The following is a 14,994-nucleotide window of genomic DNA, read 5'->3' as shown; positions in this document are numbered from 1 at the left end:
AACGGTTTGGCGATAGGCAGGCAGGATCGAAATCAGCTTGATTTGAGTGCCATGCCGTACAAACACAACGCAGATCGTCGTCATCACGTCGGAAAGATGACATTCAGGGTGACGAATTGGCGTGACTACGAAGCAGGTCTGCGCCGGCGTGGTAGCCTGACCTTATGGGTAACGCCGGAGGCACTGGCGGGATGGCGCGCTCCGCGACGCAAGACCCGCGGCGGCCAAGCCCGGTATTCCGATCTCGCCATTGAGACAGCGCTGACGCTGGGTTGCGTCTTCGCAATGCGGCTGCGCCAGACCGAGGGATTGCTTCACTCGCTGCTGGATCTCATGGGGCTGAAAGTCCCAGTTCCAGATCATACGACGCTGAGCCGTCGGGCACAGAAGTGGGAGCCATCAGCCCGACGAAACCCGCCGCTGCCGGACGGCCCGCTGCATGTGCTTGTCGATAGCACGGGATTGAAAGTCTACGGCGCCGGGCAATGGCTGGAGCAGAAACATGGCGCCAGATCACGTCGCAACTGGCGCAAGCTGCATCTGGCAGTGGATGCCAAAAGTGGCGCGATCATTGCCCAAAGGCTGACAGATCAGGACACGGATGATCCTTCCCAGGTGGCACCGCTGCTCGATCAGATCGACGGCGAGATCGACCAGTTCACAGCCGACGGAGCCTATGACGGCAAGCCAACCTATCGGTCTATCCTGCAGCACAGCGCAACCGCGAACATCGTCATTCCACCGCGTTCCACGGCGGTGGAAAGCCGTGATACCGGACCGCCTGGTAAAAGGGACAAGCACATTGCCGCAATCGCAGCGACGGTCGGCTGAAATGGCAGGCAGCCACCGGCTACGGCAAGCGGGCGCTGAGCGAAACAGCCATCGGACGATACAAGGGGCTGATCGGACGGGGCCTGCGAGCACGCTCTCTTCCGGCTCAACAGACCGAGGTTGCCATCGGTTGCATCGTTCTCAACCGCATGCTGGCATGGGCACGCCCGGAGTCTATCCCGCGTCAAGTCACGCAGGCATAACCAACTACATTAAAGATCGAAATGCGTTCGATTTCATATCCGCGCACCAACGCCTATCCGCGCACCAACGCCGCGCCGATACCATCGCCGCGCTCGAAAAGCTGGGCATGGAATACATTCTGGGGGCCCGCGAACGCTCGAGCAGCGTGATCCACAACGTCGTGCTCAATGACGCGGCACCGATGGTTCCGCTCGTTCTCGAGCGCCAGCGCGGTGAAACTCAGTTGTGGGTCAAAGAGGTCAAGGTCGGTAAAGACCGCTATATTGTCAGCCGCAATGACGCCGAGGCCGAGAAGGACAAGGCCGGCCGCCAGGCGATCATCGCCGGCCTCGAGGCACAGCTCAAGAAGGGCGACAAGGCACTGGTCGGCAACTCGGCCTACCGGCGTTACCTCAAGGCCAGCGGCAAGAACTTCAAGATCGATGTCGGCAAGCTTGCCGAGGAAGCCCGGTACGACGGCATCACCGTGGTGCGGACCAACGCGAAGGTGACCCCGCTCCAGGCCGTGCTGCGGTATCGCGATTTGCTCGAGGTCGAGAGCCTGTTCCGCGCCGCCAAGGCAACCTTCAATACCCGGCCGATCTTCCACCAATCCGATGCCGCCATCCGCGGGCATGTGTTTTGCTCGTTCCTGGGGCTCGTACTCAGCAAGGAACTGTACCGCCTCTGCCGGGCCAAAGGCCTGACGCCCGAATGGCAGCCGCTTCTACGCGATCTCGACCGCCTCCAGGAAGCCACCATCGAAAAGGATGGTCGCATCGTCACCACCAGAACCCACGTTACGGGCCAAGTGGGCAACGTCTTCAAGGCAGCTGGCATCGCTCTGCCACACAACCTCGACGAACAACTCGCCTGAGATCATCCCAAAATGTAGTGGTAACACGCGCCGGCGCGCGCCTAACGTGCTGATATAATAACATATTCTTACAGGCGGTGTTTAAGTGGGGTCATAGCTGGGACGACGAAGCATTGACGCGCGGGATTCTCGAGCCTCTATAGAGGCTTGGCAGGGATTTGTGTACAAAACAGCCAAAAGTGAGCTAACTCGCTGTCAGTAAAGGTTTCTTACACGAATCCCTACCGACCCTCCCGCTCAGGAATCCCGCCCGACCCCATACGCGTGCAGGGCTGCTTATTCCGACTGAGGCGCCGGCTGCATGGGCAGCTCCGCCGGTGCGTCGACCCAGGGGTCGTCCCTACCCGCCGTCCCCTCCGATTCGCCTTCCCATTCGTCGCGCGCCTCGTACCACTCGTCGCCGATCTGCTCAAGCGTGCCGACCAGGGTGCGTTCGGCGGACGCCCGCTGTGAGGGGCTGAAGAACAGCGGCTCATGCGGCACACCCGCCATCTCGACCCCGGCTACGTCGTGCACATCCGCTGCAGCCGGCGAGCGGTGCCCGGCGACCAGCTCGAAACCCAAGGCCATCGCGCTCCGGCCGAGTCGGATCGCCTGCTGTTGGCCCCAGCCGAGCGCTCCGCTCGTAGCCATGAGGCCCTTGGACATGACGTCGCCGGCCACCCGGCCGAAGAGCAGGTAGGCCGCCGTGTAGCCGACGGTCCCGGCTATGAAGCCCGATGGGTTGGCCCTGGGGTCGTCCATGTAGCCGCTCATCACAGCGGCTACGGAGAAGGGCAGGCCGATCGTCATACCGCCGACGGTGTCGCTCACGCTGTCGTTCATCCCCGCGTGCGTGACGTGCGGGCTCAGCGCTTCACGGAGCAGGAACGTCGACGAGACGACCGCATCGGCGATGAAGTCAGGTAGGGCCAGCCCGTTGTTGCGCATCAGGGCGATGTTTGACCCGAGGACGGCGAAGGCTACGGTCGCCAGCGCGAGCTTTCCCTTCAGGTCGGGGTTGTTTGCGAACGATGCGTCCAGGGTCCGGCGCACCGCCTCTAGGGGGCCTGGTGGGTCATCGCTTGCGGCGACCGGGCTCTCCTGCCGCGTCCCGGTCGCTACGAGCCGCTCAAGGCCCGTCACGATTCTGGACAGGTCCTGCTTGAAGAAGGTGAGCTGCCGATCCATGTGCGGCGTGATCCGCCGGTCCTTCTGGAATTCGCCGACGGAGCGGTTGACGTTGCTCAGACCCGCGCGCAGATCGCCCACGACTCCCTCAATGGCGTCCCTGAAGCCGTCGGGAAGATCACGCCTGCGGTTGAAGGCGCCGTTGAAGCGCAGCCGCATCGAGTCCATCAGGTCCTGCCCCAGCCGCAGGCCGAACATCATCGCCCCTTGCGCTGCCGCTGCGCCGGCGACGAAGCCGGCGTTGCGCTGCAGCGGCGCGGCCTTGGCGTAGAAGGTGGGTACGGCATAGATCAGCGAGATGAAGAAGACCAGGCTGTGCCGGTTGATGGCGTGCTTCATGAACAGCCGCTGACGCTTCTGCTCTACCCCTTGCCGCTCGCCACGCTGTTCACCCAGAAGACTGGCACCTACGCTGCGTTCAACATTGCACACCTATACGGCGATACAGCTGGTCTCGCTTATGCGACGCCCGACAACGGACGCCAAGCTGCTCCCTAGTATATCCGCTTCGCGGCACTCGCGTCGTGCTGCAAGGTGTGGATGTCGGTCTCGAAGCTGGTCATGACCGGCTCGAGATAGCGCCGGGCCTCTGCCAGGAACTCCGCCTCCTCTGGTGTCGACGCCTGCTTGTCCAGGTGCGACCGCAGTTCATCGACCTTCTCGCCCATGGCGGCCAGCAGCGTCTTCGGCTCTCGACATCCGGGCTCGGTGACCAGTTCGTTACGCAGCTTGCCCACGAACTCGCTGTCATCGAACTGCCGAAGCTCCTGGACGACCGACAGGTTGCCCAGGAAGGCGGCGATCCGCGACGAGCAATCGCGCATGAGCAACCCGCTCTCGACGTCCCTCGCTTCGCCGGGATTGGCCAGGCGCGGCTGGCTCGCCCCGGAACGGGCCGGTTGCGGAAGCAAATCCGGGACGCCTTCATCGTCCCCGGCTTGCACAATGGCCGGTATGACTTCGGGCCTCGAAGGCCGCTGGCTGGAGATCGACAGCAGGTCCGCGAGGCACATCGTGGTTTCCGAAGCCGGTCTCGGGCACGCGCGTGCTTGCGTGCCGTCCGTGGGCCACAGAGTGCCGCTGCCGTGTCCCGCTTCGATCTCGATGCTGCGGTCGGCGGGTGACGATCCGTCGCCCGCAACCGGGTCGTGCGATGCGCGTTAGGGCCAAGGCTTGCGGTTTTGATTTGCATGATGGAGTCCTTGCGGGGGTAGATTGAAAGTACGTGTAAAAAGTTCACCCGGTCGACGCTTTTGCCGATCGGACGCGTTTGACGATTTCACCAACGCGGCCTCGACTGGCTTTTCCTCCGATTTTCTCTTGAATCTTTCGAATGCTCAGATCGGTTGATGCGGCAAGCACCTCGATCTCTTCAACCAACAGAATTGGGAGACTTGGCCGTCCGAGATGCTTGCCGCGCGATCGCGCCGCCTGCATTCCAGCGGTGACGCGCTCGCTAATCAAAGAGGACTCCAATTCTGCCATGGCTGCGATGATGGTGAACATGGCCCGCCCCATGGGGCTTGCGGTGTCTATCTGATCCTGAACGCTGATAAAGCGCACGCCGAGGTGATCGAATTCCTCGAGGGCGATCAGAAGGTGACGTGTGGAGCGGGCGAAACGGTCGAATTTCCAGACCAGGACACAATCGACCTCACGGTTACGAACACTCGCCATCAAGGCGTTGAGCCGGGGGCGTCCCTCGCGGCGGCCTGACACCGCAATGTCGCAGTAGTCTCCGACGATCTCCAGTCCGGCGCGCGCAGCGTAGCCATGCAACCCATCATATTGCAGATCGGGCTTCTGCTCCGGCGTGGAGACGCGCAGGTAAAGTGCCGTGCGGTTTTTGGCATGGAAGTGACGATGATTGCGTCCCAGAATGTCTTCCTTTCCGGACGGCGAATCGCTATGTCCTAACGCCTTCAATTCATACACTTTCCGTCGCCCCTTCGGCGGACCCTTTTCTGGACATCTCATGACCTCGATTGACCGCACCGCTTACCCGCGTGCGGCGCGGCAATCAATGTGAGAGCTCGTATTGCCTCACCCTGGAATGCTCCCGAACGATCTTTCCGTTGCCTCACCATAATGTTCCCCTGGGCTAGGATTCGATCAATGCGCGATCGGCTCGATTGCCGGCTCCACGTGCATTGGGCCGAACACCATCGCGTGTGCCTTTTCCTTCCGCCAGATCTTCAAGCGGCGCTGCAGCGTGCGCAGAAGTGGATCAGGATATTGCCCCGGCTGCTCCGCCTGCAGACGCACCAGTAATTCGCGGCTCGTCCGCCAGGGCTCTTCGTCGAACCACGCGCGCAACTGGCCTGTGACCTTCACGAGCGGATCCGGTCGGCGACGTCCTCGCTTTTGCCTCGGCCTGGCTCTTGCGGTTGGGCGGACTTCCCCCTCCTTCCAGGCCGTCCGCAAACCCGACAGGAACTGGTCCAGCGCCGGATCGCTCACCACCAGCGCCGGCGTGCAGGATTCATCGGCAATGTCGACGAGGCGCTGCTGCGCCGATCGCATCTCCTGCAGCAGCTTTACCGGGTCCAGCCTCGCCTGTGTTTGCGCAAGCCTGGCACGAACCGCTTCAGGCGTGCGTGGATCTGCCAGCAGTCGCTGGCACGGTGTTGCCGCAGGGTGATAGCGCTTGCGCACGCGGGCGCCGTCCCGTTCCTTTCCGGCCAGCTTGAAGGAGGGTTGGAAGAAGTTCACGAACAGCCGAACCGTCGAATAGAGCTGTGCAAGAGCAGCAGCGGCTTCAAGCCCCTCCAGCCGACGATACCCGACAATGCGTCGCACCACGGCGCCGTTCTTCTGTTCGACAAAGGCCTGGTCATTTTTGCGGTAAGGACGGCAGCGGGTGAACTCGATGCCGGCATCCAGACAGTAGTCGCGTATCGTCTCGTTCAGGAACACGCTGTCATTGTCCGTGTCGAATCCGAGAAGCTGAAATGGCAGGAGCTGCCGCAATACCGTCAGCACCTCGCTCAACAGCTTCTGTTCACGCACCAGCAAGGGCGCGCATTCCGTCCACCCGCTCGCGATGTCGGTAAGACAAAGCGTTTGTATGAAGCTTCCCCGCGTCGTCGGTCCACTGTGCGCTACCAGGTCGGCCTCGACGAATCCAGGCGGAGGATCCTGCCAATCGGAGAAGGTCCGGATCGGAATGCTGCGCCGCAGCGCGGTGGACGCTGTACTGCGACGGCGTCTCGGCCCACCAGCGATGTCTCGAACCTCGCGAAGGGCGCGGTCGATCGTGGCCGCGCTCATCGCCAATAGCCGTGTGCGGATCTCGGCGGTTAGGTGCAGATGCCCGTGACGCTCCATCGCCTCCACCAGAATCGGAATCAGCATCTTCAGACGCTTGCCACAGATGCGATCCGAAGCTTCCCAGAGCACGATCAGCGCTTCGCGCACCGCGTCGTCATAAAGCCGGCGCTCCGGTCGCGGGTCCGAACGCTGCGCCTGTGGTCCATTCCGCAGCAACCGCATGGCATGCTTGCGGTGAACGCCGCTCACCGCCGCGAATTCATCGAGAATGCGCGTCTTCTCTGCCCGATCGCCTCGGGCGTAGCGCTCCGCTACCACCTTCACCAGCTCATCCCGCGTCGCCATGCTTATCCGCCTCATATGATTTGCTCCCGCCCCAAAACTGCGGGGAGCAAATCAGATGAGGCAACGACCCAACATCCGGGAGCAGTTCAGGCGATGCAATGCGCGCCTGTCGAATGTTGTCGCGGCACAAGCCCAAGCCATGCGGCGAAGTCCCGCCCACGTTTGAAGGTTTCAGGCGATGGCGCCAGAGCCACCAGTGCGGTGGCAATCAATGGGAGCGTTGGTGCATGGATCTTTTGTCAACGGTTTGGCGATAGGCAGGCAGGATCGAAATCAGCTTGATTTGAGTGCCATGCCGTACAAACACAACGCAGATCGTCGTCATCACGTCGGAAAGATGACATTCAGGGTGACGAATTGGCGTGACTACGAAGCAGGTCTGCGCCGGCGTGGTAGCCTGACCTTATGGGTAACGCCGGAGGCACTGGCGGGATGGCGCGCTCCGCGACGCAAGACCCGCGGCGGCCAAGCCCGGTATTCCGATCTCGCCATTGAGACAGCGCTGACGCTGGGTTGCGTCTTCGCAATGCGGCTGCGCCAGACCGAGGGATTGCTTCACTCGCTGCTGGATCTCATGGGGCTGAAAGTCCCAGTTCCAGATCATACGACGCTGAGCCGTCGGGCACAGAAGTGGGAGCCATCAGCCCGACGAAACCCGCCGCTGCCGGACGGCCCGCTGCATGTGCTTGTCGATAGCACGGGATTGAAAGTCTACGGCGCCGGGCAATGGCTGGAGCAGAAACATGGCGCCAGATCACGTCGCAACTGGCGCAAGCTGCATCTGGCAGTGGATGCCAAAAGTGGCGCGATCATTGCCCAAAGGCTGACAGATCAGGACACGGATGATCCTTCCCAGGTGGCACCGCTTCTCGATCAGATCGACGGCGAGATCGACCAGTTCACAGCCGACGGAGCCTATGACGGCAAGCCAACCTATCGGTCTATCCTGCAGCACAGCGCAACCGCGAACATCGTCATTCCACCGCGTTCCACGGCGGTGGAAAGCCGTGATGCCGGACCGCCTGGTCAAAGGGACAAGCACATTGCCGCAATCGCAAGCGACGGTCGGCTGAAATGGCAGGCAGCCACCGGCTACGGCAAGCGGGCGCTGAGCGAAACAGCCATCGGACGATACAAGGGGCTGATCGGACGGCGCCTGCGAGCACGCTCTCTTCCGGCTCAACAGACCGAGGTTGCCATCGGTTGCATCGTTCTCAACCGCATGCTGGCATGGGCACGCCCGGAGTCTATCCGGCGTCAAGTCACGCAGGCATAACCAACTACGTCGACGATCGAAATGCGTTCGATTTCATATCCGCGCACCAACGCCGCATGGCTCTCAAATCAAGCTGATTTCGATCCTGCCTGCCTATCGCCAAACCGTTGACAAAAGATCCATGCACCAACGCTACGCCGAACGCTTGCGCGACCTCGGTCACCGACGACCCCGCCGCGCTCGCTAGAGCACGTCCGGTTTAATCCGGGTCATAGCCTGCGGCCTTGAAGTAGTTCTGGCATTCGGCTGGGGTGAAGAGGTCAACGAGCGATCCGACGGCGTTCCACAGGGCTGTGATTGTTCTCTCGGCTTTGGCGCGCATAAGAGCCTTGAGTTTTGAGAAGGCGTTTTCGATCGGATTGAAGTCGGGGCTGTAGGGCGGCAGGAACATGAGCCTCGAGCCGGTCGTCTCGATCGCCTCGCGCACGCCGGCCGCCTTGTGCGCCGGCAAATTGTCCATGATGACGACGTCGCCCTCCGACAGGGTCGGAACCAGAACCTGCTCAACATAAGCCAGGAACACGTTGCCGTTCATGGCGCCGTCGTAGACGAACGGAGCGGTCATTCCTGTCAGCCGTAACGCGCCGGTGAAGGTGGTGGTCTTCCAATGGCCGTGCGGCACGCCGGCCCGGCAGCGCTCACCGCGCGGCGCACGTCCCCGCAGACGGGCCATCTTGGTCGATAGCCCGGTCTCATCAATGAAGACGAGCTTCGCTGGATCGAGATCGAGCTGGCCGTCGAACCAGGCGCGACGGCGCTTCAGGATGTCGGGGCGGTCCTGCTCCAGTGCGTGTGCGGACTTTTTTTGAACGTCCACCCGTGGCCGCGAAGCCATGCGCTCAAGGCGCTGCGGCTGATCCGTACCGACCGCTCGTCCCCCAGCCGTTCCACCATTTCGTTCAGCGTGATGTCCTTGCGCTCATCGATCAGCCCGACGATGAAGGCTTCGTGGGCATCAAGGCTGGACGCGCGTCGGCGGCCTTGCGGGCGAGGCATCCGCTCGCCGATCTTCGCCCGTGCGATCCACCGGATCGCACTCGATATGCCGACGCCGAACCGCGCCGCCGCCTGCCGTGCCGACATGCCCGCGTCCGAAGCCTTCAAGACCCGGGATCGAAGGTCGCCGCTCAGTGCTCTTGCCATCATCCACCTCATCAAAGGGGATGTTGAATCACCCATGCAGCCCGACGTCACATCACAATCGATTCATCGATCGCGGGACGTGCTCTAGGTCGACCAACGCGCGCTTCTCGGTGCAACTCCACAGCCTTCGTTGCCGCACGCGCCCGGGCACCGTTGTAAGATCTTCGGCCGCCGCGGCGCCGCTTAACTCGGCGACCATATCGCCCCTTGCATGTTCCAATGTCATGGCCCGAAACCTCCATGTTCATCGGCCTCTTGCAAGGTGCCTTGGCGCACCGCTTACGATCTTGTCTTCACAGCGTTAAGTTTACGGTGCCCGTTTCAGCCATGACGCGACCGTGTTGGCATTTCGGTCGGGCAACAGATCGAGGACGCGGTTGCGCTCCAGATCGCAGATGATCGTTCCGTAGCGCTGCCCCTTGCGCCAGGCCCAGTCGTCGATGCCGACCACCCGCGGCGCGGCCGGCGGCTCGAACCCGGCTGCGCGGATCATCCGCAACGTAAGCGATGCGCCAAGGCACCTTTCCCGAAATAGTGCTCTATAGTAGATAGTAGGAAGCCGTTGGTCCGCGTCGCCGCCGATCACTGCGGATCGCGCATTGCATCGCCTGAACTGCTCCCGGATGTTGGGTCGTTGCCTCATCTGATTTGCTCCCCGCAGTTTTGGGGCGGGAGCAAATCATATGAGGCGGATAAGCATGGCGACGCGGGATGAGCTGGTGAAGGTGGTAGCGGAGCGCTACGCCCGAGGCGATCGGGCAGAGAAGACGCGCATTCTCGATGAATTCGCGGCGGTGAGCGGCGTTCACCGCAAGCATGCCATGCGGTTGCTGCGGAATGGACCACAGGCGCAGCGTTCGGACCCGCGACCGGAGCGCCGGCTTTATGACGACGCGGTGCGCGAAGCGCTGATCGTGCTCTGGGAAGCTTCGGATCGCATCTGTGGCAAGCGTCTGAAGATGCTGATTCCGATTCTGGTGGAGGCGATGGAGCGTCACGGGCATCTGCACCTAACCGCCGAGATCCGCACACGGCTATTGGCGATGAGCGCGGCCACGATCGACCGCGCCCTTCGCGAGGTTCGAGACATCGCTGGTGGGCCGAGACGCCGTCGCAGTACAGCGTCCACCGCGCTGCGGCGCAGCATTCCGATCCGGACCTTCTCCGATTGGCAGGATCCTCCGCCTGGATTCGTCGAGGCCGACCTGGTAGCGCACAGTGGACCGACGACGCGGGGAAGCTTCATACAAACGCTTTGTCTTACCGACATCGCGAGCGGGTGGACGGAATGCGCGCCCTTGCTGGTGCGTGAACAGAAGCTGTTGAGCGAGGTGCTGACGGTATTGCGGCAGCTCCTGCCATTTCAGCTTCTCGGATTCGACACGGACAATGACAGCGTGTTCCTGAACGAGACGATACGCGACTACTGTCTGGATGCCGGCATCGAGTTCACCCGCTGCCGTCCTTACCGCAAAAATGACCAGGCCTTTGTCGAACAGAAGAACGGCGCCGTGGTGCGACGCATTGTCGGGTATCGTCGGCTGGAGGGGCTTGAAGCCGCTGCTGCTCTTGCACAGCTCTATTCGACGGTTCGGCTGTTCGTGAACTTCTTCCAACCCTCCTTCAAGCTGGCCGGAAAGGAACGGGACGGCGCCCGCGTGCGCAAGCGCTATCACCCTGCGGCAACACCGTGCCAGCGACTGCTGGCAGATCCACGCACGCCTGAAGCGGTTCGTGCCAGGCTTGCGCAAACACAGGCGAGGCTGGACCCGGTAAAGCTGCTGCAGGAGATGCGATCGGCGCAGCAGCGCCTCGTCGACATTGCCGATGAATCCTGCACGCCGGCGCTGGTGGTGAGCGATCCGGCGCTGGACCAGTTCCTGTCGGGTTTGCGGACGGCCTGGAAGGAGGGGGAAGTCCGCCCAACCGCAAGAGCCAGGCCGAGGCAAAAGCGAGGACGTCGCCGACCGGATCCGCTCGTGAAGGTCACAGGCCAGTTGCGCGCGTGGTTCGACGAAGAGCCCTGGCGGACGAGCCGCGAATTACTGGTGCGTCTGCAGGCGGAGCAGCCGGGGCAATATCCTGATCCACTTCTGCGCACGCTGCAGCGCCGCTTGAAGATCTGGCGGAAGGAAAAGGCACACGCGATGGTGTTCGGCCCAATGCACGTGGAGCCGGCAATCGAGCCGATCGCGCATTGATCGAATCCTAGCCCAGGGGAACATTATGGTGAGGCAACGGAAAGATCGTTCGGGAGCATTCCAGGGTGAGGCAATACGCGCTCTCATGTTGATTGCCGCGTCGCACATCGTTCTCAACCGCATGCTGGCATGGGCACGCCCGGAGTCTATCCGGCGTCAAGTCACGCAGGCATAACCAACTACATTAAAGATCGAAATGCGTTCGATTTCATATCCGCGCACCAACGCCCGCCCACAACGCCTTTCTGCTCGATCGCCAGCCCTCGATCCTGTCCATACCGCTCAACGCACACCAACGGCCAACAAACCATTGCAAATGCTCGCAAAAAGAAGCGTTTGTGGACGAAAACTAGCTAGTTGAAGAAGGGACCACCGCAAGACGGGGCCTTGCAGAAGTAGCTTCCCGTGACGTTGAATGAATCAACAAAGCAGGATGTCCGACAGAGGTGCAACTTGCTGCAGCGGGCGCAGTCCGGATCAACGACCTTCGGGTTCGCGGTGCGCGCACGAAGGACAGCAAACGCTTCACTGTCCCAGATTGCTTTGAGTCCCGCGCTGAACACGTTGCCGTAGGTAAAGGCCCTCACCCCATGCATCTTGTCACAAACTGCGACGTCACCGCTCGGAAATATTGACATCCCCATATTGATGCCGCCGCAGGGATACCACTCGCTGTCGTTCCACTTTCCGATGGAATCCTTTGGCGAATGCACAGCACAGATTTGTGCATACTGCTCTCGCTTTCGCTCAATCCGATTTCTTACGCGGGCCAGTTCCTTGGAGGAGATCTTGCGAGCGCGATTGGCAGGGGACTTAATGGCTCCACTCTCCATGTAGGAGATGCCGACTTCCGCGACACCCAAATCCACTAGCAGATCTATAGTCTCTTCCACTGCGTGTTGGGTCGTCGGTGTCAGCACACTCTTGACCACCACCCGAATCCCCGCCGCCCGCAAAAACCGGATCGCGTCGATCACCTTTGGGAAGTGCCCGCGTGACCGCGTAACTTGGTCGTGTAACTGGGGTGAAGGCACGTCGAGGCTGATCGTCATCTCTTCCATGCCCGCAGCTGCTAACCGAAGGGCAATGTCCGGACAAGTCCCTATCACCGTGCCGTTGCTGGTCATGGCCGGAATCATACCCAGCGTGAGGGTGCGCTCCACTACCTGAAGCCAGCCGTCGAAAAGCGTTGGCTCACCACCTGTTAAGCCGACAAATACGACTCCCCAATCCGCCGCCTCGCCCAGCAGTTCAAGGCACTTGTTCAGGTTCCAGCGTCTGTCGCTCCTCTGGTGGCGATCCTGGTAGCAATACGAACAGCTGAAATTGCAGTTGAAAGTGAGAGTGAAACTGATTCCCGCAGGAACGGGCCACTTTCCAAAGGTGGCGCGTTCTATGGCGGGTGTATCGGCCGGGTAGAGGAATTTCTGCGGACTAAATCGCTCGGTTGGATTTGGTTTAGCCTCGAACGTGAGAAACTGCCGATAAAGCCTAAGCAGCTGATCTACTTGTGACTTTGCTTCAACATCCGTAAGCCCAAATGTCTGCCCATAGATATAGGCGATTTCGGAGGTGAGGAGTGTTCTGTCGCACAGCGACAGAAAGAACGCGTGAGAGGGATCGACCATACGAATCTGTGATGGATGGCGAGCATGAACCAAGGCATAGCCATGCATTGGCTTAAGTCGTACCGCTTTTTTGAGCTGGGGTAGCAATTCGATATGATCCCTGGTCACTCGGATTTCGGAGCACAGCTGCGCTTGTAGGCAAGCAAGAAAGGTAGCTGGCCGACAACAACGCCGGCCAGTTGCACCGCTTAAAGAGGCTGGACCTGAATGCAGGTAGACAGAGCGTTCCAGCAGCCGGGAGCACAGGTGGGTACTTCAAGCCCGTCTCTCAACCGCAGCGCCCGAGCCTCGGCTCGCGAAGCCTCGGCACGAAGCTGCGCAGCCAAACTCACTAGGACGTCTGGTTGATGCAGATATCCTGATTTTTGTTCGTACGACATAGGTCAATCTCCTTTGGTTGATCGCAAACCTTCCCAAGGGCTTGCGTGAGATGACCTGCAACTGGCGTGCCATGAGGACGTAGCCGCCGATCTCAACTGGTGGATCCGGCGAATCGATACATGCCTATTTTTGCTGGTGTTTTTCGAGGTCGGAGTCAGCTTGGTGCAAAGTGCACATGATCGGATCTAGTCGGAGCGTTCGGTCAAGGAAGATTTGTCCGATAACCGACAGTTTTGTCTCGTCGGAATTTTAGGGCGTAGTGACGATTTAAGGTTTGGGGATTCCTTTTGGGAGAAATCAGAGGTTGTGTGCGTCAAGTTCTGCAAAAGGGGGCGGCCATAGTGCTGGTCATGCGGCTTGCGTAGAGCGAGCTTCTTGTGCTCGCGCAGGTCGTCCATGTTGATGTAGCGGTTTGCGGCGACTGGTCGTTACCGGCACCACCGGTGATCGTGTCGACCTGGGCGGTTATGACGTACATTGAAAAGCGCGCTCATGAGGGCAGAGCGTGGCTGTTGCAAAGGACAGCGCAGTGACCGAGGCCTGATTGCGCGGCGAGCATTTCCATTATGCCCGTCGTGTACCCAAGAAAGCCAGGGCCTTCGACGGGCGTGGTGAATTCATGCGCCGCGCTCTTGATACGCCGCGCGCTCTTCGGGTTGATGCCGACGCCGCTGCCAGAAAGCTGTGTCCCACCGTGCGGCGGCGGCATAGTGATTAGCGAGCGCGGAGGCGTAGTCGGCAAAGCCCTGCGAGGCGATCATCGCGTAGCGCGTGCGCGCGAGTTCGTCACGTCCGTCGACCATGTCCGAGGCCGCATAGGCGGCGAGGATACCTGAGCGCAGCGCATGCACGATCCCGCGCGACGAGAGCGGATCGGCGGCGAACAGGCTATCGCCCGCTGCCACCCAGCGCTCACCCGCGGCTGGATCGACTGTGGCCGTTCCCGCCGATTTCACCAGCGTTGCAGTTTCACGCGCGCCAGGAGGCAGGAGCGGTGCGATTAGCTGTGTTGCCGCCAGTGCGCGGTACCAGGATTTCGGGTCCCGCAGTTCGCTGCCGAGGTCAGGATCGGTCAGGCACGCCACCACCCGGCGTCTGTCAGGCAAGTCGGCGCTGTACCACCAGCCCTCGGGGCGCGCCTCGATGACCACTCGACAATTGCCCGGCGCGCGGTCGAAGAAGCGGGTATACGCCGCGAGGTGACCGTGCGCCCGGAGTTTCGCGCCGAAGGATCGGGCCAGCCTCCAGCTCCGGCCGGTCGCCCAGATCACGGCGCTGGCGACGATATCCCCATCGGCCAGGTTGAGCCGCCAGCCCTGGCCTTCACGCACCGCCGAACGCACCTCGCTGCCAAGCCGCACCTGCGCGCCTGCTGCCGCTGCAGCCTGTATCAAGAGCTGATCGAACCGTGCCCGGTCCAGTTGCCAGCCCCCGCCCTGGGCGGAGAATATGCTGTGCCGCTCGTCGAACGCCTCGCCAGCCCAGGCCGAAACGACTGCCCGGTTGTCCACGAAAGCCGCGGCAACGAACGGTGTCCAGACGCCGAGCTGGCGCAGCAGCCCCTGCGCCACCGCCGCCAACATCTCGCCCGGTTTCGGCCGATCGTGCCGCCCCGCCTCGAACAACACCACGCGCCGTCCCGGAGCGTGGTGGCGTAACTATCAGCGCTGCCGCGGCACCCGCCGGGCC

General features: G+C 61.5%; 7 protein-coding genes and 6 pseudogenes. 4 read left to right on the top strand and 9 right to left on the bottom strand.

All coding sequences use genetic code 11. The features are described 5' to 3' along the window. Positions 1–51: 51 nt before the first annotated feature. Together HB778_RS37615 and HB778_RS37610 are read left to right on the top strand one after the other, a co-directional pair. Positions 52–1,034 (top strand): annotated as a pseudogene (locus HB778_RS37615) (IS5 family transposase). A 74-nt stretch (positions 1,035–1,108) separates the two neighbouring features. Continuing rightward, positions 1,109–1,891: pseudogene (locus tag HB778_RS37610) on the top strand (IS1634 family transposase); the annotation flags it as partial. A gap of 276 nt (positions 1,892–2,167) precedes the next feature. On the opposite strand, the pseudogene HB778_RS37605 reads toward HB778_RS37610, so the two are convergent. The 5 genes and pseudogenes from HB778_RS37605 to HB778_RS37580 all read right to left on the bottom strand — a co-directional run. Then, positions 2,168–3,409: pseudogene (locus HB778_RS37605) on the bottom strand (hypothetical protein); the annotation flags it as partial. A gap of 142 nt (positions 3,410–3,551) precedes the next feature. Then, positions 3,552–4,253, bottom strand: a pseudogene (locus HB778_RS37595) (hypothetical protein); the annotation flags it as partial. A 44-nt stretch (positions 4,254–4,297) separates the two neighbouring features. Next, positions 4,298–4,996 carry a recombinase family protein gene (locus HB778_RS37590; RefSeq protein ID WP_183454909.1) on the bottom strand — a complete coding sequence of 233 codons (699 nt, stop codon included), beginning with the start codon at positions 4,994–4,996 and terminating at the stop codon, positions 4,298–4,300. 177 nt (positions 4,997–5,173) lie between these two features. Then, the gene (locus HB778_RS37585; protein WP_183463388.1) at positions 5,174–6,691 is read right to left on the bottom strand and encodes a DDE-type integrase/transposase/recombinase; all 1,518 of its coding nucleotides are present in this window, start codon (positions 6,689–6,691) and stop codon (positions 5,174–5,176) included. A gap of 89 nt (positions 6,692–6,780) precedes the next feature. Further along, positions 6,781–6,891 (bottom strand): annotated as a pseudogene (locus HB778_RS37580) (transposase); the annotation flags it as partial. 77 nt (positions 6,892–6,968) lie between these two features. Between HB778_RS37580 and HB778_RS37575 the strand changes: the two are divergent. After that, positions 6,969–7,952: an IS5 family transposase gene (locus HB778_RS37575; RefSeq protein ID WP_183454911.1), complete on the top strand. Its 984-nt coding sequence runs from the start codon at positions 6,969–6,971 to the stop codon at positions 7,950–7,952. Positions 7,953–8,151: 199 nt separating this feature from the next. On the opposite strand, the gene HB778_RS37570 is transcribed toward HB778_RS37575, so the two are convergent. Both HB778_RS37570 and HB778_RS37565 read right to left on the bottom strand, forming a co-directional pair. Next, positions 8,152–9,095 (bottom strand): IS630 family transposase gene (locus HB778_RS37570; RefSeq protein WP_183459129.1). Its coding sequence is split into 2 segments (ribosomal slippage): positions 8,152–8,759 and positions 8,759–9,095, totalling 945 coding nucleotides; the frame shifts between segments, so codons are not numbered across the junction. Between the two features lie 310 nt (positions 9,096–9,405). Beyond that, a pseudogene (locus tag HB778_RS37565) lies at positions 9,406–9,594 on the bottom strand (transposase); the annotation flags it as partial. Positions 9,595–9,778: 184 nt separating this feature from the next. Between HB778_RS37565 and HB778_RS37560 the strand changes: the two are divergent. Next, the gene (locus HB778_RS37560) at positions 9,779–11,296 is read left to right on the top strand and encodes a DDE-type integrase/transposase/recombinase (RefSeq protein ID WP_183463388.1); all 1,518 of its coding nucleotides are present in this window, start codon (positions 9,779–9,781) and stop codon (positions 11,294–11,296) included. 353 nt (positions 11,297–11,649) lie between these two features. Here HB778_RS37560 and HB778_RS37555 read toward each other — a convergent pair whose 3' ends face one another. Together HB778_RS37555 and HB778_RS37550 are read right to left on the bottom strand one after the other, a co-directional pair. Next, positions 11,650–13,032 carry a radical SAM/SPASM domain-containing protein gene (locus tag HB778_RS37555; protein WP_183454924.1) on the bottom strand — a complete coding sequence of 461 codons (1,383 nt, stop codon included), beginning with the start codon at positions 13,030–13,032 and terminating at the stop codon, positions 11,650–11,652. Between the two features lie 890 nt (positions 13,033–13,922). Continuing rightward, complete coding sequence (locus tag HB778_RS37550) at positions 13,923–14,936, bottom strand: NAD(P)/FAD-dependent oxidoreductase (protein WP_244662094.1); 1,014 nt, start codon at positions 14,934–14,936, stop codon at positions 13,923–13,925. Between the last annotated feature and the right edge of the window lie 58 nt (positions 14,937–14,994).

Source organism: Mesorhizobium huakuii, assembly GCF_014189455.1.
Lineage (GTDB): Bacteria > Pseudomonadota > Alphaproteobacteria > Rhizobiales > Rhizobiaceae > Mesorhizobium > Mesorhizobium huakuii_A.
This window is presented reverse-complemented; position numbering and strand designations above follow the sequence as displayed.

Bases quoted from the DNA above. Each gene is read 5' to 3' on its own strand.
- HB778_RS37585 (WP_183463388.1), bottom strand. From the start codon at position 6,691: ATGAGGCGGATAAGCATGGCGACGCGGGATGAGCTGGTGAAGGTGGTA.
- HB778_RS37575 (WP_183454911.1), top strand. From the start codon at position 6,969: ATGCCGTACAAACACAACGCAGATCGTCGTCATCACGTCGGAAAGATG.
- HB778_RS37560 (WP_183463388.1), top strand. From the start codon at position 9,779: ATGAGGCGGATAAGCATGGCGACGCGGGATGAGCTGGTGAAGGTGGTA.